Here is a 20996-nt window from a genome sequence, read left to right as displayed (position 1 = left end):
ATGGAAAACGCGATGTTAACTTTTGACAACGTCAGCGCCCACTACGGCAAGATTCAGGCGCTGCACAACGTCAGCCTGCATATCAAACAGGGCGAGATTGTGACGCTTATCGGCGCCAACGGCGCGGGGAAAACCACCCTGCTCGGCACGCTGTGCGGCGATCCGCGCGCCTCCAGCGGGCGCATTGTCTTTGACGGTAAGGATATTACCGACTGGCAGACGGCGAAGATCATGCGCGAGGCGGTGGCGATCGTCCCGGAAGGGCGGCGCGTCTTTTCGCGTATGACGGTGGAAGAGAACCTGGCGATGGGCGGTTTCTTTGCCGACCGCGATCAGTTCCAGACCCGCATCAAATGGGTGTATGAGCTGTTTCCGCGTCTGCACGAGCGCCGTATCCAGCGCGCCGGCACCATGTCCGGCGGCGAACAGCAGATGCTGGCGATCGGTCGCGCTCTGATGAGCCAGCCGCGTCTGCTGCTGCTGGATGAACCGTCATTAGGGCTGGCGCCGATCATTATTCAGCAGATCTTCGATACCATTGAGCAACTGCGCGAGCAGGGGATGACTATCTTCCTCGTCGAGCAGAACGCCAACCAGGCGCTGAAGCTGGCCGACCGCGGCTACGTGCTGGAGAACGGTCACGTGGTGCTGGAGGATACCGGCGACGCGCTGCTGGCCAACGAGGCGGTGCGCAGCGCCTATCTCGGCGGTTAATTCATCGCAACCCGGCGTCGTTCAGTTCGCCGGTTTGTAGCCCGGGCGAGGCGCTTGCGCCGACCCCGGGAGCCGATCGCACAACTATTATCCGTGTCTCAGCTCCCACTTTACTTCCCCCGTCCTTTCATCGGCTTGTCATCTCTCTGACCCGTTACTATCTTTTTTTTGTAATAAAAAAGTTATTTTTCTGTAATTCGAACATGTCATGTTACCCCGCGAGCATAAAACGCGTGAAATCGCGCATCCGGCACAACAAGAGAGATAACCGATGATATCGTTACGACATACAGCTTTAGGACTGGCGCTGAGCCTGGCTTTTGCCGGTCAGGCCCTGGCGGTTACCACCATCCCGTTCTGGCACTCAATGGAAGGCGAACTGGGTAAAGAAGTGGATTCTCTGGCGCAACGCTTTAACGCGGCCAATCCTGATTACAAAATCGTTCCGGTATACAAGGGCAACTATGAACAGAGCCTGAGCGCCGGTATCGCCGCCTTCCGTACCGGCAACGCGCCGGCGATCCTGCAGGTGTATGAAGTGGGCACCGCCACCATGATGGCGTCGAAAGCCATTAAGCCGGTCTACCAGGTGTTTAGCGAGGCGGGCATCAAGTTTGATGAATCGCAGTTTGTGCCGACGGTCGCCGGGTATTACACCGATTCGAAAACCGGCCATCTGCTCTCCCAGCCGTTTAACAGCTCCACCCCGGTGCTGTACTACAATAAAGACGCCTTCAAAAAAGCCGGTTTAGATCCAGAGCAGCCGCCGAAGACCTGGCAGGATCTGGCGGCCTACACCGCGAAGCTGAAAGCTGCCGGGATGAAGTGCGGCTATGCCAGCGGCTGGCAGGGCTGGATCCAGATCGAGAACTTCAGCGCCTGGCATGGTCTGCCGGTGGCGACGAAAAATAATGGCTTTGACGGCACCGACGCGGTTCTTGAGTTCAATAAGCCGGAGCAGGTGAAGCATATCGCGCTGCTCGAAGAGATGAACAAGAAGGGCGATTTCAGCTACTTCGGGCGTAAAGACGAGTCCACTGAAAAGTTCTATAACGGCGATTGTGCCATTACCACTGCCTCGTCCGGCTCGCTGGCCGATATCCGCCAGTACGCCAAATTTAACTACGGCGTCGGCATGATGCCTTACGATGCCGATGTGAAAGGCGCGCCGCAGAACGCTATCATTGGCGGGGCCAGCCTGTGGGTGATGCAGGGCAAAGACAAAGAGACCTACACCGGCGTGGCGAAGTTCCTCGACTTCCTGACCAAACCGGAAAACGCCGCCGAGTGGCACCAGAAAACCGGCTATCTGCCGATCACCACCGCGGCCTACGATCTGACCCGTCAGCAGGGCTTCTATGATAAGAACCCGGGCGCCGATATCGCCACCCGCCAGATGCTGAACAAGCCGCCGTTGCCGTTCACCAAAGGCCTGCGCCTGGGCAACATGCCGCAAATCCGCACCATCGTCGATGAAGAGCTGGAGAGCGTGTGGACCGGCAAGAAAACCCCGCAACAGGCGCTGGATTCCGCCGTTCAGCGTGGGAATCAGCTGCTGCGCCGCTTCGAACAAGCGACCAAATCGTAATCTGTAACTTGCCCGGTGGCGCTGCGCTTACCGGGCCTACGATGTGCCCTATGTAGGCCGGGTAAGGCGTAGCCGCCACCCGGCATTGTTCAGGAACCCAATCTCCATGTCATCATCCCGTCCGGTATTCCGCTCGCGCTGGCTGCCCTACGTGCTGGTCGCGCCGCAGCTGATTATCACGCTGATTTTCTTTATCTGGCCCGCGGGCGAAGCGCTGTGGTATTCGCTACAGAGCGTCGATCCCTTTGGCCTTTCCAGCCAGTTCGTCGGCCTGGATAACTTCGTTGCGCTGTTCCATGACCCGTACTATCTGGACTCATTTTGGACCACCATAAAATTCAGCGCCCTGGTGACCGTCAGCGGCCTGCTCATTTCGCTGTTTTTCGCCGCGCTGGTCGACTATGTGGTGCGCGGCAGCCGCTTTTATCAAACGCTGATGCTGCTGCCGTACGCCGTGGCCCCCGCCGTCGCGGCGGTGCTGTGGATCTTCCTCTTTAACCCCGGGCGCGGGCTGATCACTCACTTCCTTGGCGAGCTGGGCTACGACTGGAACCACGCGCAGAACAGCGGCCAGGCGATGTTCCTGGTGGTCTTTGCCTCGGTATGGAAGCAGATAAGTTACAACTTCCTGTTTTTCTTCGCCGCGCTGCAGTCGATCCCGCGTTCGCTGGTTGAGGCCGCTGCCATCGACGGCGCCGGACCAATCCGCCGCTTCTTCAAGCTGGCGCTGCCGCTGATTGCGCCGGTAAGTTTCTTCCTGCTGGTGGTCAACCTGGTTTACGCCTTCTTCGACACCTTCCCGGTGATCGATGCTGCCACCGCCGGCGGCCCGGTGCAGGCGACCACCACTTTGATTTACAAAATCTATCGCGAAGGTTTCGCCGGGCTCGATCTTTCCGCTTCCGCCGCGCAGTCGGTGGTGCTGATGTTCCTCGTCATTATCCTGACGGTGGTGCAGTTCCGTTACGTTGAAAGTAAGGTGCGTTACCAATGATTGAGAACCGTCGCGGGCTGACGATTTTCAGCCACACCATGCTGATTTTGGGCATCGCCGTCATTTTATTCCCGCTGTATGTCGCCTTCGTGGCGGCGACGCTGGATAACCAATCGGTGTTCGAAACGCCGATGACGCTGATCCCCGGCGGACATCTGCTGGAGAACATGAAGACCATCTGGGTGAACGGCGTCGGCGTCAACAGCGCGCCGTTCTGGCTGATGATGCTCAACAGCTTCATCATGGCGTTCGCCATTACGGTGGGCAAAATCGTGGTGTCGATGCTTTCGGCGTTCGCCATCGTCTGGTTCCGCTTTCCGCTGCGTAACCTGTTCTTCTGGCTGATCTTTATCACCCTCATGCTGCCGGTCGAGGTGCGTATTTTCCCGACGGTGGAAGTGATCGCCAATCTCAACATGCTCGACAGCTACGCCGGGCTTACGCTGCCGCTAATGGCCTCGGCCACCGCCACCTTCCTGTTCCGCCAGTTCTTTATGACCCTGCCGGACGAGCTGATTGAAGCGGCGCGTATCGATGGCGCTTCGCCGATGCGCTTTTTTCGCGACATCGTGCTGCCGCTGTCGAAAACCAATCTCGCGGCGCTGTTCGTCATCACCTTTATCTACGGCTGGAACCAGTATCTGTGGCCGTTGCTGATTATTCAGGATGTGAATCTTGGCACCGCCGTCGCCGGCATCAAAGGCATGATCGCCACCGGCGAAGGCACTACCCAGTGGAATCAGGTGATGGCGGCGATGCTGCTGACCCTGATCCCGCCGGTTGTCATCGTTTTAGCCATGCAGCGCGCGTTTGTGCGTGGCCTGGTCGATAGTGAGAAATAAAATGGCTGGTTTAAAACTACAGGCAGTAAGCAAAAGCTGGGATGGCAAAACCCAGGTAATTCAACCGCTGACGCTGGACGTGGCGGACGGGGAGTTTATCGTCATGGTCGGCCCGTCGGGCTGCGGGAAATCTACGCTGCTGCGGATGGTCGCCGGACTGGAGCGGGTGACCAGCGGCGATATCTGGATCGACCGCAAGCGGGTGACCGAGATGGAGCCGAAGGATCGCGGTATCGCCATGGTGTTCCAGAACTATGCCCTTTATCCGCATATGAGCGTGGAAGAGAACATGGCGTGGGGGCTGAAGATCCGCGGCATGGGTAAGGGATTGATCGCCGAACGGGTGCAGGAGGCGGCGCGTATTCTTGAGCTGGACGGCCTGCTCAAGCGCCGCCCGCGCGAGCTCTCCGGCGGCCAGCGCCAGCGCGTGGCGATGGGCCGCGCCATCGTGCGCGACCCGGCGGTATTCCTCTTCGACGAACCGTTGTCAAACCTCGACGCCAAGCTGCGCGTGCAGATGCGTCTTGAGCTGCAGCAGCTGCATCGCCGCCTGAAAACCACCTCGCTGTACGTTACCCATGACCAGGTGGAGGCGATGACCCTCGCCCAGCGGGTGATGGTGATGAACAAAGGCGTTGCCGAGCAGATCGGCACCCCGGTCGAAGTATATGAGAAACCGGCCAGCCGCTTTGTGGCGAGCTTTATCGGCAGCCCGGCCATGAACCTGCTGGAAGGGCGCATCAGCGATGACGGCGGTCGCTTTGAGCTGGCGGGCGGCATGCAGCTGCCGACGAATCATGAGCATCGGCGCCACGCCGGGCGTAAAATGACGCTCGGTATCCGCCCGGAGCATTTTATCTTAAGCTCGCAGGCGCAAGGCGGCATTCCGCTGCTGATGGACACCCTGGAAATTTTAGGTGCCGATAACCTCGCCCACGGGCGCTGGGGCGAACAGAAGCTGGTGGTCAGACTGCCGCACCAGCAGCGTCCGGCGGCAGGCAGCACGCTATGGCTGCATCTGCCTTTGGAACATCTGCACCTCTTTGATGGTGAAACAGGACAACGCGCATGAGTAACTGGCCTTATCCCCGTATCGTCGCCCATCGCGGCGGCGGTAAACTGGCGCCGGAGAACACCCTGGCGGCTATCGATGTTGGCGCCCGCTACGGGCATACGATGATTGAATTTGACGCCAAGCTGTCAAAGGACGGGCAGATCTTTCTGCTGCATGACGATAATCTCGAACGCACCAGCAACGGCTGGGGCGTGGCGGGGGAGCTGCCATGGGACGATCTGCTGAAGGTCGATGCTGGCAGCTGGTTCAGCCGTGAATTTAAGGGCGAGCCGCTGCCGCTGCTCTCCCAGGTGGCGGAGCGCTGCCGCCGTCACGGCATGATGGCGAATATCGAAATTAAACCGACCACTGGCCTTGGGCCGCAGACCGGCAACGTGGTGGCCCTGGCGGCACGGGAGCTGTGGGCGGGAATGACCGCGCCGCTGCTGTCGTCGTTTGAAATCGATGCCCTGGAGGCGGCGCAGGAAGCCGCTCCCGAGCTGCCGCGCGGGCTGCTGCTGGATGAGTGGCGCGATGACTGGCGGGAGTTGACCACCCGGCTGGGCTGCGTGTCCATTCACCTCAACCACAAGCTGCTGGACGCCGGGCGGGTGGCAAGCCTGAAACAGGCCGGCCTGCATATCCTGGTGTATACCGTTAACAAACCCCAGCGCGCCGCCGAGCTGCTGCGCTGGGGCGTAGACTGCATCTGCACCGATGCCATTGACGTCATCGGGCCGGATTTCCAGCCTTAATATCCACTGCGCGGCGGCTGGCCTTTACGGGTTGGTCTGCCGCAGCATCCCTCCATTATTGTTCGGCAGCACCTGCTGCGGCGGATTGATATTCCCGCCCTGTGCGGCACGCTGCTGATTGGTCTGCAGCTGGTTTTGCAGATGCTGCTGCTGGGAGCGAGTCTGATTGTTCAGATTCTGCTTCAGCATGCTCTGCTGCTGCTGTTGCTGCACCTTCATCTCATTTTGCATGCGCTGCTGGCTGGGGACCACGTAACCCGGCTGATTGGGGTTGTTATCAATATTGATTGGCTGGGCTAAAACGCCGAGCGGCATCAGCGCCGCCAGAAATAACATCGCTTTCATGGTTTTCTCCTCCCGTGCGTGGGATCACTTAAGTGTACCTCGAATCCGCCATAACAATGATTTTTTAGGAGTTATCAACCAGGCTTAAGCGGGGAATGAAACCTACCTATCAGGAGTAAGACAATGATAAAAACAACAATCTGGCGTCAGGTGGTCATCGCTGCGTTGCTGGCGGGCGGGAGTTTTACCGTAGCCGCCAGTCCGCCACCGCCGCCGCCGGTCTCTTATGGCGTAGAGGAGGATGTGTTCCACCCGGTTCGCGCCCGACAGGGGATGGTGGCCTCGGTGGATGTCCTGGCCACCCGCGTCGGTGTGGACATTCTGCGCCAGGGCGGCAACGCCGTCGATGCGGCGGTGGCGGTCGGCTACGCGCTGGCGGTCACCCATCCGCAGGCCGGGAATATCGGCGGCGGCGGTTTTATGCTGCTGCGTACGAAAGACGGCAAGACCACGGCCATCGATTTTCGCGAAATGGCGCCGGAGCAGGCCACCCGCGACATGTTCCTTGACGATCAGGGTAACCCGGACAGTAAAAAATCGCTCACCTCGCATCTCGCCTCCGGCACGCCAGGCAGCGTCGCCGGTTTCTCCCTCGCCCTGGAAAAATACGGCACCATGCCGCTGAACAAAGTGATCCGCCCGGCGATTAAGCTGGCGGAAGAGGGCTTTATCGTTAACGATGCGTTGGCGGACGATCTGAAGACCTACGGCAGCGAAGTGATCCCGCAGCACGAAAACAGCAAAGCGATCTTCTGGAAGAACGGCGAGCCGCTAAAGAAGGGCGACCGGCTGGTACAGAAGAACCTGGGGAAAAGCCTCGAGCTGATTGCCGAGCACGGCCCGGATGCCTTCTATAAAGGCGCCATCGCCGACCAGATCGCTGAGGAGATGAAAAAGCACGGCGGGCTTATCACCAAAGCCGACCTCGCTAACTATAAGGCGGTGGAGCGCACGCCGATTAGCGGCGAATATCGCGGGTATGAGGTTTATTCCATGCCGCCGCCGTCTTCCGGCGGGATCCACATCGTGCAGATCCTCAATATCCTCGAAAACTTCGATCTGCAGAAATATGGCTTTGGCAGCGCCGACACCATGCAGGTGATGGCGGAGGCGGAGAAACACGCCTATGCCGACCGCTCTGAATATCTCGGCGATCCTGACTTCGTCAAAGTGCCGTGGCAGGCGCTGACCAGCAAAGCCTACGCCAAAGCGATCGCCGCTGAGATCGACGTCAATAAGGCGAAGCCTTCCAGCCAGATCCGCCCGGGCAAACTGGCGCCCTATGAAAGCAACCAGACCACCCATTTCTCGGTGGTGGATAAAGAGGGCAATGCGGTGGCGGTGACCTATACGCTGAATACCACCTTCGGTACCGGCATTGTGGCCGGCGACTCCGGCATTCTGCTGAATAACCAGATGGATGATTTCTCGGCGAAGCCCGGCGTGCCTAACGTCTATGGCCTGGTGGGCGGCGACGCCAATGCGGTGGAGCCAAAAAAACGCCCGCTGTCGTCGATGTCGCCGACCATTGTGGTGAAAGACGGCAAAACCTGGCTGGTGACGGGCAGTCCCGGGGGCAGCCGGATCATCACCACCGTACTGCAGATGGTGGTCAATACCATCGATTTCGGGATGAACGTCGCAGAAGCCACCAACGCCCCGCGTTTTCACCATCAATGGCTGCCGGATGAGCTGCGGGTAGAGAAAGGCTTTAGCCCGGATACCCTGAAGCTGCTGGAGGCGAAGGGGCAGAAAGTGGCGCTGAAAGAGGCGATGGGCAGTACCCAGAGCATTATGGTGGGGCCGGACGGGATGCTGTATGGTGCCTCCGATCCGCGTTCGCCGGATGATTTAACGGCGGGGTATTGATATGTTGCCCGGTGGCGCTGTTGCGCTTACCGGGCCAACCACGGCACGAACGTAGGCCGGGTAAGGCGAAGCCGCCACCCGGCAATAAGCTACTTCATTCTCGCCATATAATACGCATCCACATACTCACCGTTGCGCAGCGCGTAACGCTTGCCGGTGCCTTCGATCTCAAATCCGTGTTTTTTGTACACCGCAATCGCTGGCTCGTTATCGGCGAACACCGTCAGCTCGATACGGTCAACGCGCAGCCAGTTATCGCACAGGTCGATCATCTCGCGCATCAGGGCGCTGCCGATACCGCGGCCCTGATGGCCTGCTGAAACCGCCATACCAAAGGTCGCAACGTGGCTGCGACGAGGGCGCGGCTCGACATGGAGCGACAGATGCCCGGTAACCCGATCGTCCAGCGTCGCTACCAGGTGGAAGGTATGGGGTTTGGGCTGTAGCTTCTCCTGCCAGGCTTCCATGGCGGGGTAAGGGATCTGTAGCGTGTCATGATAGACCTCCGGGTGCGCCATCAGCATACGTAAAGGTTCAGCATCGCGCGGTTCGGCATGGCGTATCACTATGTCACTCATTCCCCTATCCTCTTTTTGGTGGTTGATTCCCCTTCACCATCTCTGACGGCAGCCGGGGAGTCAATGTTGTTTTTTGCAAAAAAAGATAGACAAGTGCGAATGAGAATGATTATTATTGTCCTGCATTCAGGAAGACCCCTGCGGAAAGCCTGAAAGCACGACATTGCTCACATTGCTTCCAGTATTACTTTAGCCAGCCGGGTGCTGGCTTTTTTTTTGCTGCAATCTCAGGCGCTTTGCGGCCTGGCGGACGTCACGCCGTCTTCCGCAACCAGGCCGATGAGATGACTTTTGCTTTCCGCCGCGGCCAGCACCTCGGCGCTGCCGGTGAACAGGCCCCCCTTTTTAATCGCCAGTGAGCGATAGGTGAGGGTGCCATCCAAATTGCCATGCTCCTCAATGCTGATGCTGTCGCCGCGACACTGGCCCTGCACCTTGCCGTCAATAATCAGCTCCCGGCAGCTGATGTTGCCCTCCACCTGGCCTTCACGCATCACCTTAATCAGATGTTCTTTAGCCTCAATGTTGCCGGTAAGCTGGCCGTGAATATAGACATGGCCGCTGGCGACAATATTGCCAACGAAATGCACCCCGCTGGCGATGACCGTGGTCTCTTGTTTTTTACTGGCGACCGTTGGGGATTCTGGGTTATTTGCCGGAGGCGTGACCACTTCTGAAGTCTGGGGTTCCGTTTTATTTTTCTTAATAAACATTGCGTTAATCTTGTTCCGTTGGCTATGGAGGAGGAAGGCGACCAGCGCGCAGGCGGCCGCCAGGCGCGCCGGCACGATCGCATCGACAGACCAGGCGATCAGCGCGAGAAGCCAGAAAAAAAGGGCGCCGTTTAAGGCGAGATACTGTTTGTCCATTAGCAGCGGCTGGCTACTCCGTTAGTCATCAGCAACGTCCTGGTTTGCCCTCCACTTATCCGCAGTTTCGCCATTGAGATCAAGATGTTTAGCCGGAAAATGGTGATTTAATCACTTATTAATCAAGTGGTTATTAATAATTACGTATAAGTAGTGCACTACCTATTTTTTTGACGAATCTTCACGGAAAACGGACTGAGAGGATGAAGTCATGTCCCGGCTTGCGCTATGGTTGAAGGTAGCTCATTCACTAAGGACAGCGTTATGACTCTGCACTGCGCATTTATTGGCTTCGGCAAAAGCACCACCCGCTACCATCTTCCTTACGTATTACACCGCCAGGACCGCTGGCAGGTGGTGCACATCTACCGCCGTCGGGCGAAGCCCGAAGAGCAGGCGCCGCAGTATTCCCACATCCATTTCACCAGCGATCTCGATGAAGTATTAAACGACCCGCAGGTCAGGCTGGTGGTGGTCTGCACCCATGCCGACAGCCATTTTGAATATGCGAAAAAGGCGCTGGAGGCGGGGAAAAATGTGCTGGTGGAAAAGCCGTTCACCCCGACGCTGGAGGAAGCCAAAACCCTGTTTGCGCTGGCGAACAGCAAAGGCCTGACGGTGACGCCCTACCAGAACCGCCGCTTCGATTCCTGCTTCCTGACCACCAAGAAGGTGATTGAGAGCGGCAAGCTTGGCGAACTGGTGGAGATCGAAAGCCATTTTGACAACTACCGCCCGCTGGCGGAGACCAACCCTGGCGGTCCGCAAAACGGCGAGTTCTATGGCCTTGGCGTACATACCCTGGACCAGATTATTTCGCTGTTCGGCCGCCCGGACCATGTTGCTTACGATCTGCGCTCGCTGCGCAACAAAGCTAACCCGGACGATACCTTTGAGGCCCAGCTGTTCTACGGCGATCTGAAGGCTATCGTTAAGACCAGCCATCTGGTGCAGATCGACTACCCGAAATTCATCGTCCACGGCCATAAAGGCTCGTTTGTGAAATATGGTATCGACCAGCAGGAAACCAGCCTGAAAGCCAATATCATGCCGGGCGAGCCGGGCTTTGGCGCGGATGACAGCGTCGGCGAGCTGGTGTATGTCAACGACGCGGGGGAGACGGTGCGCGAAGCGGTCCCGCTGGAGAGCGGCGACTATGGCCGGGTATACGACGCGCTGTACGATACCCTCGTCAATGGCCAGCCAAATTACGTCAAGGAATCTGACGTTCTTACCAATATGGAGATCCTGCAGCGCGGCTTTGAGCAGCCATCACCGGCCACTATTACCCTGGTGAAATAAGCCCAATCGGCTCCTCTGCGCTTGTTCATATTTTTTGAACAGAGGAGTCAATTTTCACCCTCTATGATCGTTGGCGAAATGGGTCCACACTGACTCCATCGAAAACATATGGGGGTGCAACATGATCTACTTACGCAAAGCGAACGAACGTGGCCATGCTAACCATGGCTGGCTGGATTCCTGGCATACTTTCTCTTTCGCCAACTATTACGACCCGAACTTTATGGGCTTCTCCGCCCTGCGGGTGATTAACGATGATGTCATCGACGCCGGTCAGGGCTTCGGTACCCACCCGCACAAAGACATGGAGATCCTGACCTATGTGCTGGAAGGGGCGGTGGAGCACCAGGACAGCATGGGCAACAAAGAGCAGGTGCCGGCGGGCGAGTTTCAGATCATGAGCGCGGGTACCGGGGTGCGTCACTCTGAGTACAATCCGAGCAAAACCGATCGTCTGCGTCTGTACCAGATCTGGATTATTCCGGAAGAAACCGGCATTACCCCGCGCTACGAGCAGCGCCGCTTCGACGCCGCCCAGGGCAAACAGCTGGTGCTGTCGCCGGATGCGCGAGATGGCTCGCTGAAGGTGTACCAGGATATGGAACTGTATCGCTGGGCGCTGCTGAAAGATGAGCAGTCGGTTCACCAGATTGCTGCGGAACGCCGCGTCTGGATCCAGGTCGTCAAAGGCGAAGTGACCATCAACGGTACCAAAGCTACCACCAGCGATGGTCTGGCCATCTGGGATGAGCAGGCGATTTCGGTTCATGCCGACAGCGATAGCGAAATCCTGCTGTTCGATCTGCCGCCGGTTTGATAGTTATCTGAGGTAGTCTATACCCAAAATAATGCGAGTTGCAGGAAGGCGGCGACGCAGCGAATCCCCAGGAGCTTACATAAGTAAGTGACTGGGGTGAGCGAGGAAAGCCAACGCGCATGCAACTTGAACTATGATGGGTATAAATAAATTGCGCAACCTTCCCTAACATGAGGGAAGGTTGCGCTTTGTCCGTGATAAACTGAGAAAATGTTTCCCCGTTGATCACAGTCAGGACGATGAAAAAGAAAAGACCCGTACTTCAGGATGTAGCCGATCTTGTCGGCGTGACCAAAATGACGGTCAGTCGCTATTTACGCAACCCGGAGCAGGTCTCCGAAGCGCTGCGTGGCAAGATTGCCGTTGCCCTCGATGAACTGGGTTATATTCCCAATCGCGCCCCTGACATTCTCTCCAACGCCACCAGCCGCGCGATTGGCGTGCTGCTGCCATCGTTAACCAACCAGGTGTTCTCGGAAGTGCTGCGCGGTATTGAAAGCGTCACCGACGCCTTCGGCTATCAAACCATGCTGGCGCACTACGGCTACAAGCCGGAAATGGAAGAGAAACGCCTCGAATCAATGCTCTCCTGGAACATTGACGGCCTGATCCTCACCGAACGCACCCATACGCCCCGCACCCTGAAGATGATTGAAGTCGCCGGCATTCCGGTGGTGGAGCTGATGGACAGCCGGTCGCCATGCCTCGATATTGCGGTCGGGTTTGATAACTTTGAAGCTGCCCGGCAGATGACCGCGGCGATCATCGCCCGCGGCCACCGCCACGTCGCCTATCTGGGGGCGCGTCTTGATGAACGTACTATCATCAAACAGAAGGGGTACGAGCAGGCGATGCTCGACGCCGGCATGACGCCCTACAGCGTGATGGTGGAGCAGTCCTCGTCCTATTCATCCGGGATTGAGCTGATGCGCCAGGCGCGTCGCGAATACCCGCAGCTTGACGGCATCTTTTGCACCAACGATGACCTCGCGGTCGGCGCGGCCTTTGAGTGCCAGCGCCTGGGGCTGAAGATCCCCGATGATATGGCAATTGCCGGTTTCCACGGCCACGATATCGGCCAGGTGATGGAGCCGCGGCTGGCCAGCGTCCTGACTCCGCGTGAGCGGATGGGGCGCATCGGCGCCGAACGTCTGCTGGCGCGCATTCGTGGCGAAGCGATTACCCCTAAGATGTTAGATTTAGGTTTCACATTGTCACCGGGCGGATCAATTTAAACTGACAAGTTTGAAGTAGATCACACATATTCACATCTGGCACGAATGGATATTGCTTCTCCACAGGTCCGGCATGACAATGTTACCGATAACAGTTACCCGTAACAATTAACCGATATGCCGCCTTCGCGCTCAATGAGTCAGCCACGGCGCGGCGTACCTGTCCGGTGGGAGGATGCTTTGAGCACGACTAATCATGATCACCACGTCTACGTTCTGATGGGCGTTTCCGGCAGCGGAAAATCCGCTGTCGCCAGCGAAGTGGCGCATCAGCTGCATGCCGCGTTTCTCGACGGCGACTTTCTGCATCCGCGCAGCAATATCACCAAGATGGCTTCCGGTGAGCCGCTCAACGATGACGACCGTACCCCGTGGCTGCAGGCGTTAAATGACGCCGCGTTTGCCATGCAGCGTACCAATAAGGTGTCGCTGATCGTCTGCTCGGCGCTGAAGAAGAGCTATCGCGACATTCTGCGCAAGGGCAACCCGAACCTCTCCTTCATCTACCTGAAAGGCGACTTCGAGGTGATCGAAAACCGTCTGAAGGCGCGTAAAGGGCACTTCTTCAAAACCCAAATGTTGGTGACGCAGTTTGAAACGCTGCAGGAACCAGGCGCCGACGAGAGCGATGTGCTTATCGTCGATATCGACCAGCCGCTGGAAGGCGTGGTGGCCAGCACCATTGAGGTGATCAACAAAGGCAGTCACTAGTGAGTACTTTAACGCTTGTTTTAACAGCAGTCGGCTCGGTATTGCTGCTGCTGTTTTTAGTCATGAAGGCGCGGATGCACGCCTTCGTGGCTTTGATGGTGGTTTCTATTGGTGCAGGTCTCTTCTCCGGCATGCCGCTGGATAAAATCGCGGCGACGATGGAGAAGGGGATGGGCGGTACGCTGGGCTTCCTGGCGATCGTCGTCGCGCTGGGCGCGATGTTCGGCAAGATCCTACATGAAACGGGGGCGGTCGATCAGATTGCCGTCAAGATGCTCAAATCCTTCGGCCACAATCGCGCGCACTATGCGATTGGTCTCGCCGGCCTCATCTGCGCGCTGCCGCTGTTTTTCGAAGTGGCGATCGTACTACTGATCAGCGTCGCCTTCTCGATGGCGCGCCATACCGGCACTAACCTCGTGAAGCTGGTGATCCCGCTGTTTGCCGGGGTGGCCGCCGCCGCAGCGTTCCTGCTGCCGGGACCGGCGCCGATGCTGCTGGCGTCGCAAATGCACGCCGACTTTGGCTGGATGATCCTGATTGGCCTGTGCGCGGCAATTCCGGGGATGATTATCGCCGGGCCGCTGTGGGGCAACTTCATCAGCCGCTACGTTGAGCTGCATATTCCTGACGACGTGACCGAGCCGCATCTCGGCGAAGGCAAAATGCCCTCCTTCGGCTTCAGCCTGTCGCTGATCCTGCTACCGCTGGTGCTGGTAGGCCTGAAAACCATCGCCGCGCGCTTTGTACCGGTGGGGTCTACCGCTTACGAATGGTTCGAATTTATCGGTCACCCGTTCACTGCGATCCTGGTGGCCTGCCTGGTGGCGATCTACGGCCTGGCGGTACGTCAGGGGATGGCGAAAGACCGGGTAATGGAGATCTGCGGCCATGCGCTGCAGCCGGCGGGAATTATCCTGCTGGTGATCGGGGCTGGCGGCGTCTTCAAGCAGGTGCTGGTTGACTCCGGCGTCGGCCCGGCGCTTGGTGAAGCGCTGACCGGCATGGGGCTGCCGATCGCCATTACCTGCTTCGTGCTGGCGGCGGCGGTGCGTATCATCCAGGGATCTGCCACCGTGGCGTGCCTGACGGCTGTCGGCCTGGTGATGCCGGTGATTGAGCAGCTGAACTACAGCGGCGCGCAGATGGCGGCATTATCTATCTGTATCGCCGGCGGCTCGATTGTGGTGAGCCACGTGAACGACGCCGGCTTCTGGTTGTTCGGTAAATTTACCGGCGCCACCGAAGCCCAGACGCTGAAAACCTGGACGATGATGGAAACCATCCTCGGCACCACCGGGGCGATTGTCGGCATGATTGCCTTCCAGCTGCTGAGCTAAGTCTGTTCGTCACCCGCTCGCGGGAGGCCAAAAGCCAGGGTAACGCCGTTTACCCTGGCTTCCCGGCAATAAGCCGCGCTTTTTCCCTCTTTTCTCTTCCGGCTCCTCGCCCTTATTAGCGCTACGACGATGCTCGTATCCTTCAGCAAGCCTTGCTGCACCTGGGTTTGTTGCTTCTTTTTGGCAAGGGGAAAATCAGCCGATTTCGTGCTTAATCCATAATCAGGATCAATAAAATCGCAACGGAAAATGTTCCATTCCCTGGGTGATTTCCCCGATAATCATTGCGCTTTTGACGACTACCAGCGACGGTGGACAATGCGCAGGATAAGTTGCTTTTCTGATTGTTCAGCAATCATTGATTAATTTCACTTGCGACTTTAGCTGCATTTTGTAAGGTGAGGGATAATCCAGTTGGAAACTGGTCAGGCACAAACAGCACACACCTCGCAGGAATACGTTATGAAAAATGTTGGTTTTATCGGCTGGCGCGGAATGGTCGGCTCTGTTCTCATGCAACGCATGGTTGAAGAGCGCGATTTCGACGCCATTCGCCCGGTGTTCTTCTCTACCTCCCAGCTGGGACAGCCAGCGCCGTCATTCGGCGGTAGCACCGGTGGCACGCTTCAGGATGCGTTCGATCTGGACGCGCTGAAGGCACTGGACATTATTGTCACGTGCCAGGGCGGCGATTACACCAACGAGATTTACCCGAAGCTGCGCGAAAGCGGCTGGCAGGGTTACTGGATTGACGCGGCCTCTTCGCTGCGCATGAAGGACGATGCGATCATTATCCTCGACCCGGTTAACCAGGACGTGATCACCGCCGGCCTGAACAACGGCGTAAAAACCTTTGTCGGCGGCAACTGTACCGTCAGCCTGATGCTGATGTCCCTCGGCGGCCTGTTTGCCCAGGATCTGGTGGAGTGGGTCAGCGTGGCGACATACCAGGCGGCTTCCGGCGGCGGCGCGCGTCATATGCGCGAACTGCTGAGCCAGATGGGCCAGCTGCACAACCACGTCGCGACAGAGCTGGCGGACCCGGCTTCCGCCATTCTGGAAATCGAGCGCAAAGTGACGTCGCTGACCCGCAGCGGCGAGCTGCCGGTGGATAACTTCGGCGTTCCGCTGGCGGGCAGCCTGATCCCGTGGATCGACAAACAACTGGATAACGGCCAGAGCCGCGAAGAGTGGAAAGGCCAGGCGGAGACCAACAAGATCCTCGCCACCTCGTCCGTTATCCCTGTAGACGGCCTGTGCGTCCGCGTTGGCGCGCTGCGCTGCCACAGCCAGGCGTTCACCATCAAGCTGAAAAAAGATGTCTCTATCCCGACCGTTGAGGAGCTACTGGCCGCGCACAACCCGTGGGCCAAAGTGGTACCGAACGATCGCGACATTACCATGCGCGAGCTGACCCCAGCCGCGGTGACTGGCACCCTGACCACCCCGGTCGGACGCCTGCGTAAACTGAATATGGGACCGGAATACCTGTCGGCCTTTACCGTTGGCGACCAGCTGCTGTGGGGCGCCGCCGAGCCGCTGCGCCGGATGCTTCGCCAGCTGGCGTAAGCACAGGATGAACAGAAAGGGGGTCTTCGAGCCCCCTTTTTTTTTGCGTAATACAAGGAGTAAACGCGGATGTTAGATTTTTCCCCACGGAGGTAACTCAGCCTTGGCTATGCTTTAAGTAAGGAATTCCTTACCTGAAGGTGGGACGGAGCAGAAGGATGCAAAAAGCGCTGCGCCGTTCAGGTCAAAAAAGTCGCCAGTTACAGGAATGAGCGACACTTACAACAGGATGAAAGCATGTCTAATCATATTGATAGAGACGTGATTAATGCGCTAATCGCCGGTCATTTCGCGGACCCTTTTTCCGTGCTCGGCATGCACCGTACCGACGCCGGGCTGGAAGTGCGCGCATTATTACCCGATGCCACCGATGTGTGGGTTATTGAACCAAAAACCGGACGCAAAGTCGGCAAGCTCGAATGCCTCGACTCGCGTGGTTTTTTCAGCGGCGTTCTGCCGCGGCGTAAAAACGCCTTTCGCTATCAGCTGGCCGTCACCTGGCACGGACAGCAGAATCTGATTGATGACCCTTATCGCTTTGGTCCGCTGCTGCAGGATCTTGACGTCTGGCTGCTGTCGGAAGGGACCCACCTGCGCCCTTACGAAACGCTGGGCGCGCATGCCGCCACCATGGACGGCGTTACCGGCACCCGTTTCTCGGTGTGGGCGCCGAACGCCCGCCGTGTCTCGGTGGTGGGGCAGTTTAACTACTGGGACGGTCGACGCCACCCGATGCGATTCCGCAAAGAGTCCGGGATCTGGGAGCTGTTCGTTCCCGGCGCGCACAATGGCCAGCTGTATAAATTCGAACTGATTGACGCCCATGGCCACCTGCGGGTCAAAGCCGACCCTTACGCCTTTGAGTCGCAAATGCGTCCGGAAAGCGCCTCGCTTATCTGCGACCTGCCGCCCAAAGTGGAACAGCCGGCGGACCGCAGAGCGGCGAACCAGTTTGATGCCCCGATCTCTATCTATGAAGTGCATCTCGGCTCCTGGCGCCGCCATACCGACAATAATTTCTGGCTGAGCTACCGCGAGCTGGCCGACCAGCTGGTCCCCTACGCGAAATGGATGGGCTTCACCCATCTCGAGCTGCTGCCGGTTAACGAACACCCGTTCGACGGCAGCTGGGGCTATCAACCTACCGGCCTCTATGCGCCGACCCGCCGTTTCGGCACTCGTGACGATTTCCGTTACTTTATCAACGCCGCGCACGCCGCCGGGCTGAACGTCATTCTTGACTGGGTGCCCGGCCACTTTCCGGCGGATGATTTTGCCCTTGCCTCGTTTGACGGCACTTCGCTGTATGAGCACAGCGATCCGCGCGAGGGATATCACCAGGACTGGAATACCCTGATCTACAACTACGGACGTCGGGAAGTCAGCAACTACCTGGTGGGTAACGCGCTGTACTGGATCGAACGCTTCGGCATCGATGCGCTGCGCGTCGACGCGGTGGCCTCGATGATCTATCGCGACTACAGCCGCAAGGCGGGGGAGTGGATCCCTAACGAATACGGCGGCCGGGAAAATCTGGAAGCCATTGAGTTTCTGCGCAACACCAACCGCATCCTTGGCGAACAGACGCCGGGCGCGGTCACCATGGCGGAAGAGTCCACCGATTTTGCCGGGGTAACCCGTCCGCCAGCCGGCGGCGGCCTCGGTTTCTGGTTCAAATGGAACCTCGGCTGGATGCATGACACCCTGGATTACATGAAGCTCGATCCGGTGCATCGCCGCTACCATCACGACAAAATGACCTTCGGCATGCTCTACAACTACACCGAGAACTTTGTGCTGCCGCTCTCCCACGATGAAGTGGTGCACGGCAAAAAATCGATTCTCGACCGCATGCCGGGGGACGCCTGGCAGAAGTTCGCTAACCTGCGCGCCTACTACGGCTGGCTGTTCGCCTTCCCGGGGAAAAAGCTGCTGTTTATGGGCAATGAGTTTGCTCAGGGCCGCGAGTGGAACCATGACACCAGCCTCGACTGGCACTTGCTGGAGGGCGGTGACAACTGGCACCACGGCGTCCAGCGGCTGGTGCGCGACCTGAACCATACCTATCGCCACCATAAGGCGCTGCACGAGCTGGATTTCGACCCGTACGGCTTCGAATGGCTGGTGGTCGACGACCATGAGCGCTCGGTGTTTGTCTTTGTGCGCCGCGACCGGGCCGGGAACGAGATTATCGTCGCCAGCAACTTCACGCCGGTACCGCGCCACGACTACCGCTTCGGCATCAACCAGCCGGGCCGCTGGCGCGAGGCGTTGAATACCGACTCAATGCACTATCACGGCAGCAACCAGGGCAACGGCGGCGTGGTGGAAAGCGATGCTATCCCCAGCCACGGTCGCGAACATTCGCTGTCCCTGACCCTGCCGCCGCTGGCGACGATCTGGCTGGTCCGGGAGGCGCAATGACCACCCTCGCGGCAGGCAAACCTGCGCCGTTGGGCGCCAGCTATGACGGCAAAGGGGTGAACTTCGCCCTCTTCTCCGCCCACGCGGAGCGGGTGGAGCTGTGCGTGTTCGACGAGCAGGGCAACGAGCAACGCTTCGATCTCCCGGCGCGCAGCGGCGACATCTGGCACGGCTGGCTGGCTGCCGTCGGGCCGGGCCTGCGCTACGGCTACCGGGTGCATGGTCCCTGGGATCCGGCGCAGGGACACCGCTTTAACCCGGCCAAGCTGCTGCTCGATCCCTGCGCGCACCGGGTGGAAGGCGAGCTGCCGGACGACGAACGCCTGCACGGCGGAATGTGGCAGCCGGATCATCGCGACAGCGCCGCGATAGCGCCAAAATCGCAGGTCGTGGATCTGCATTACGACTGGCTGGGCGATCAACCGCCGCGTACCCCGTGGGGGGAAACGGTGATTTATGAGGCGCACGTGAAAGGGCTCACCCTGCTTAATCCGCAGCTGCCGGAAGCTATTCGCGGAACTTATAAGGCGCTGGGCCACCCGGTAATGATCGCTTACTTCAAATCGCTGGGCATTAGCGCCCTTGAGCTGTTGCCGGTGGCGCAGTTCGCCAGCGAGCCGCGACTGCAGCGGATGGGGTTGAGCAACTACTGGGGCTACAACCCGCTGGCATGGTTCGCGCTGGATCCGCGCTATGCCAGCGACCCGACGCGCGCCCTGGATGAGTTTCGCGATGCGGTTAAGGCGCTGCACGCCGCCGGTATCGAAGTGATTCTGGATATCGTGCTCAACCATAGCGCGGAAATCGATCTTGAAGGTCCCACCGTCTCCCTACGCGGAATCGACAACCGTAGCTATTATTGGGTAAGGGAAGATGGCGATTATCACAACTGGACCGGGTGCGGGAATACGCTCAATCTCAGCCACCCGGGGGTAGTGGAACTGGCGCGCCAGTGTTTGCGCTTCTGGGTGGATGAGTGCCATGTCGACGGTTTTCGCTTCGATCTCGCCTCAGTGATGGGGCGGACACCGGAATTCCGCCAGGATGCGCCACTGTTCGAGGCTATCCGCCACGACAGCGTGCTGTCGCAGGTGAAACTGATCGCCGAACCCTGGGATATCGGCCCGGGGGGCTACCAGGTGGGCAATTTTCCCCCGCTGTTCGCCGAGTGGAACGACCATTTTCGCGATAGCGCCCGCCGCTTCTGGCTGCAGCAAAACGTCTCCCTGGGGGATTTCGCGCAACGCTTCGCGGCCTCCAGCGATCTCTTTGCCCGTGATGGCAAGCCGCCATCGGCGACGGTCAACCTGGTGACGGCTCACGATGGCTTCACGCTGCGCGACTGCGTTTGTTTCAATCAGAAACACAATGAGGCAAACGGGGAGGAGAATCGCGATGGGACTAACAATAACTACAGCAACAATCATGGTATAGAAGGATTAGAAGCTAATTTTGCGGTGATTGAACGGCGACGCGCCAGCGTGCATGCGCTGCTGACGACGCTGCTGCTGGCTCAGGGGACGCCGATGCTGCTGGCGGGCGATGAGCAAGGCCACAGCCAGCACGGCAACAATAATGCTTACTGCCAGGACAATGCCCTGACGTGGCTGGACTGGCGCCAGGCGAACCCGGGATTAACCGCCTTTACCGCGGCGCTGATCCACCTGCGCCGGCGCATTCCGGCGCTCACCCGCAACCGCTGGTGGCAGGAGGGGGATGGCAGCGTCCGTTGGCTTAATCGCAATGCCCAGCCGCTGACTGCCGGGGAGTGGCAGCAGGGGGCAGCGTGTATGCAAATCCAGTTGTCGGATCGCTGGCTGCTCACGCTGAACGCCACCGCAGAGGTGGTCGATATGGTTTTACCCGAGGGGGAATGGCGCGCCGTTCCTCCATTCGCCGGAGAGGATAATCCGGTCATCATGGCTGTCTGGCATGGGCCCGCGCACGGAGTGTGCGTATTTCAAAGGTCGTAAGCCCTGAAGCTTCCGGT

The 20996-nt window shown here is 58.6% G+C and carries 18 protein-coding genes and 1 pseudogene; 15 read left to right on the top strand and 4 right to left on the bottom strand.

From position 1 onward, the window contains the following. The 6 genes from livF (at nucleotide 1) to ugpQ (ending at nucleotide 5947) form a co-directional block, all read left to right on the top strand. Entirely contained in the window at nucleotides 1–714 is a 714-nt protein-coding gene (gene livF / locus ACLH1I_RS20230; protein WP_004145133.1) for a high-affinity branched-chain amino acid ABC transporter ATP-binding protein LivF, read from the top strand. 271 nt (nucleotides 715–985) lie between these two features. Next, nucleotides 986–2302, top strand: coding sequence for a sn-glycerol-3-phosphate ABC transporter substrate-binding protein UgpB (gene ugpB / locus ACLH1I_RS20225; RefSeq protein WP_004174008.1), 1317 nt, complete (start codon nucleotides 986–988; stop codon nucleotides 2300–2302). 106 nt (nucleotides 2303–2408) lie between these two features. Beyond that, nucleotides 2409–3296, top strand: a complete 888-nt coding sequence (gene ugpA, locus ACLH1I_RS20220) for a sn-glycerol-3-phosphate ABC transporter permease UgpA (protein WP_002920792.1) — start codon at nucleotides 2409–2411, stop codon at nucleotides 3294–3296. Continuing rightward, nucleotides 3293–4138, top strand: coding sequence for a sn-glycerol-3-phosphate ABC transporter permease UgpE (gene ugpE / locus ACLH1I_RS20215; RefSeq protein ID WP_004202115.1), 846 nt, complete (start codon nucleotides 3293–3295; stop codon nucleotides 4136–4138). The genes ugpA and ugpE overlap by 4 nt, the downstream gene beginning before the upstream one ends. A 1-nt stretch (nucleotide 4139) precedes the next feature. Continuing rightward, nucleotides 4140–5210 (top strand): sn-glycerol-3-phosphate import ATP-binding protein UgpC, encoded by a 1071-nt coding sequence (locus tag ACLH1I_RS20210; protein WP_004150074.1) that lies wholly within the window; start codon nucleotides 4140–4142, stop codon nucleotides 5208–5210. Beyond that, complete coding sequence (ugpQ, locus tag ACLH1I_RS20205; protein WP_004202117.1) at nucleotides 5207–5947, top strand: glycerophosphodiester phosphodiesterase; 741 nt, start codon at nucleotides 5207–5209, stop codon at nucleotides 5945–5947. The genes ACLH1I_RS20210 and ugpQ overlap by 4 nt, the downstream gene beginning before the upstream one ends. A gap of 24 nt (nucleotides 5948–5971) precedes the next feature. Here the strand turns inward: ugpQ and ACLH1I_RS20200 are convergent, their stop codons facing one another. After that, entirely contained in the window at nucleotides 5972–6292 is a 321-nt protein-coding gene (locus ACLH1I_RS20200) for a DUF2756 family protein (protein WP_004202118.1), read from the bottom strand. 123 nt (nucleotides 6293–6415) lie between these two features. Here ACLH1I_RS20200 and ggt point away from each other — a divergent pair, with 123 nt between their 5' ends. Then, complete coding sequence (gene ggt, locus ACLH1I_RS20195; RefSeq protein ID WP_117263981.1) at nucleotides 6416–8161, top strand: gamma-glutamyltransferase; 1746 nt, start codon at nucleotides 6416–6418, stop codon at nucleotides 8159–8161. Between the two features lie 89 nt (nucleotides 8162–8250). On the opposite strand, the gene yhhY is transcribed toward ggt, so the two are convergent. Beyond that, complete coding sequence (yhhY, locus tag ACLH1I_RS20190; protein ID WP_072140523.1) at nucleotides 8251–8727, bottom strand: N-acetyltransferase; 477 nt, start codon at nucleotides 8725–8727, stop codon at nucleotides 8251–8253. Nucleotides 8728–8966: 239 nt separating this feature from the next. Continuing rightward, nucleotides 8967–9608, bottom strand: coding sequence for a polymer-forming cytoskeletal protein (locus ACLH1I_RS20185; protein ID WP_130946492.1), 642 nt, complete (start codon nucleotides 9606–9608; stop codon nucleotides 8967–8969). Nucleotides 9609–9872: 264 nt separating this feature from the next. Here ACLH1I_RS20185 and ACLH1I_RS20180 point away from each other — a divergent pair, with 264 nt between their 5' ends. The 5 genes from ACLH1I_RS20180 to gntU all read left to right on the top strand — a co-directional run bounded on the left by ACLH1I_RS20180 (nucleotide 9873) and on the right by gntU (nucleotide 15013). Further along, complete coding sequence (locus ACLH1I_RS20180; protein WP_117263980.1) at nucleotides 9873–10910, top strand: oxidoreductase; 1038 nt, start codon at nucleotides 9873–9875, stop codon at nucleotides 10908–10910. A gap of 121 nt (nucleotides 10911–11031) precedes the next feature. Then, a complete protein-coding gene (locus ACLH1I_RS20175; protein ID WP_002920779.1) occupies nucleotides 11032–11727 on the top strand; it encodes a pirin family protein in 696 nt (231 codons plus the stop codon). A 239-nt stretch (nucleotides 11728–11966) separates the two neighbouring features. Continuing rightward, nucleotides 11967–12962, top strand: coding sequence for a gluconate operon transcriptional repressor GntR (gntR, locus tag ACLH1I_RS20170; RefSeq protein ID WP_002920777.1), 996 nt, complete (start codon nucleotides 11967–11969; stop codon nucleotides 12960–12962). A gap of 180 nt (nucleotides 12963–13142) precedes the next feature. Then, nucleotides 13143–13673 (top strand): gluconokinase, encoded by a 531-nt coding sequence (gene gntK / locus ACLH1I_RS20165; RefSeq protein WP_004202126.1) that lies wholly within the window; start codon nucleotides 13143–13145, stop codon nucleotides 13671–13673. Beyond that, nucleotides 13673–15013 (top strand): gluconate transporter, encoded by a 1341-nt coding sequence (gene gntU / locus ACLH1I_RS20160; RefSeq protein ID WP_004202127.1) that lies wholly within the window; start codon nucleotides 13673–13675, stop codon nucleotides 15011–15013. Before gntK ends, gntU begins: the two co-directional genes overlap by 1 nt. Here gntU and ACLH1I_RS20155 read toward each other — a convergent pair. Further along, nucleotides 15010–15372 (bottom strand): annotated as a pseudogene (locus ACLH1I_RS20155) (hypothetical protein). The gene gntU and the pseudogene ACLH1I_RS20155 sit on opposite strands and share 4 nt — an antisense overlap. 103 nt (nucleotides 15373–15475) lie before the next feature. Here ACLH1I_RS20155 and asd point away from each other — a divergent pair. From asd to glgX, 3 genes are all read left to right on the top strand, one after another. Next, entirely contained in the window at nucleotides 15476–16582 is a 1107-nt protein-coding gene (asd, locus tag ACLH1I_RS20150; protein ID WP_017899971.1) for an aspartate-semialdehyde dehydrogenase, read from the top strand. Between the two features lie 237 nt (nucleotides 16583–16819). After that, nucleotides 16820–19006, top strand: coding sequence for a 1,4-alpha-glucan branching enzyme (glgB, locus tag ACLH1I_RS20145; RefSeq protein ID WP_004202131.1), 2187 nt, complete (start codon nucleotides 16820–16822; stop codon nucleotides 19004–19006). After that, nucleotides 19003–20979: a glycogen debranching protein GlgX gene (glgX, locus tag ACLH1I_RS20140; protein WP_004202132.1), complete on the top strand. Its 1977-nt coding sequence runs from the start codon at nucleotides 19003–19005 to the stop codon at nucleotides 20977–20979. Before glgB ends, glgX begins: the two co-directional genes overlap by 4 nt. The last annotated feature ends 17 nt before the right edge of the window (nucleotides 20980–20996 follow it).

Origin of the sequence: Klebsiella sp. 1SOBk10mer (assembly GCF_046602535.1) — a bacterium.
In the GTDB taxonomy this organism is placed as follows: Bacteria; Pseudomonadota; Gammaproteobacteria; order Enterobacterales; family Enterobacteriaceae; genus Klebsiella; species Klebsiella quasipneumoniae.
This window is presented reverse-complemented; position numbering and strand designations above follow the sequence as displayed.

Excerpts from the sequence above, each read along its gene's own strand:
- glgB (WP_004202131.1), top strand. The coding sequence starts at position 16,820 with ATGTCTAATCATATTGATAGAGACGTGATTAATGCGCTAATCGCCGGT.
- ugpE (WP_004202115.1), top strand. The coding sequence starts at position 3,293 with ATGATTGAGAACCGTCGCGGGCTGACGATTTTCAGCCACACCATGCTG.
- gntR (WP_002920777.1), top strand. The coding sequence starts at position 11,967 with ATGAAAAAGAAAAGACCCGTACTTCAGGATGTAGCCGATCTTGTCGGC.
- asd (WP_017899971.1), top strand. The coding sequence starts at position 15,476 with ATGAAAAATGTTGGTTTTATCGGCTGGCGCGGAATGGTCGGCTCTGTT.
- ugpB (WP_004174008.1), top strand. The coding sequence starts at position 986 with ATGATATCGTTACGACATACAGCTTTAGGACTGGCGCTGAGCCTGGCT.
- ACLH1I_RS20180 (WP_117263980.1), top strand. The coding sequence starts at position 9,873 with ATGACTCTGCACTGCGCATTTATTGGCTTCGGCAAAAGCACCACCCGC.
- ggt (WP_117263981.1), top strand. The coding sequence starts at position 6,416 with ATGATAAAAACAACAATCTGGCGTCAGGTGGTCATCGCTGCGTTGCTG.
- ugpQ (WP_004202117.1), top strand. The coding sequence starts at position 5,207 with ATGAGTAACTGGCCTTATCCCCGTATCGTCGCCCATCGCGGCGGCGGT.
- ACLH1I_RS20210 (WP_004150074.1), top strand. The coding sequence starts at position 4,140 with ATGGCTGGTTTAAAACTACAGGCAGTAAGCAAAAGCTGGGATGGCAAA.
- ACLH1I_RS20200 (WP_004202118.1), bottom strand. The coding sequence starts at position 6,292 with ATGAAAGCGATGTTATTTCTGGCGGCGCTGATGCCGCTCGGCGTTTTA.
- ugpA (WP_002920792.1), top strand. The coding sequence starts at position 2,409 with ATGTCATCATCCCGTCCGGTATTCCGCTCGCGCTGGCTGCCCTACGTG.
- glgX (WP_004202132.1), top strand. The coding sequence starts at position 19,003 with ATGACCACCCTCGCGGCAGGCAAACCTGCGCCGTTGGGCGCCAGCTAT.
- livF (WP_004145133.1), top strand. The coding sequence starts at position 1 with ATGGAAAACGCGATGTTAACTTTTGACAACGTCAGCGCCCACTACGGC.
- ACLH1I_RS20185 (WP_130946492.1), bottom strand. The coding sequence starts at position 9,608 with ATGGACAAACAGTATCTCGCCTTAAACGGCGCCCTTTTTTTCTGGCTT.
- ACLH1I_RS20175 (WP_002920779.1), top strand. The coding sequence starts at position 11,032 with ATGATCTACTTACGCAAAGCGAACGAACGTGGCCATGCTAACCATGGC.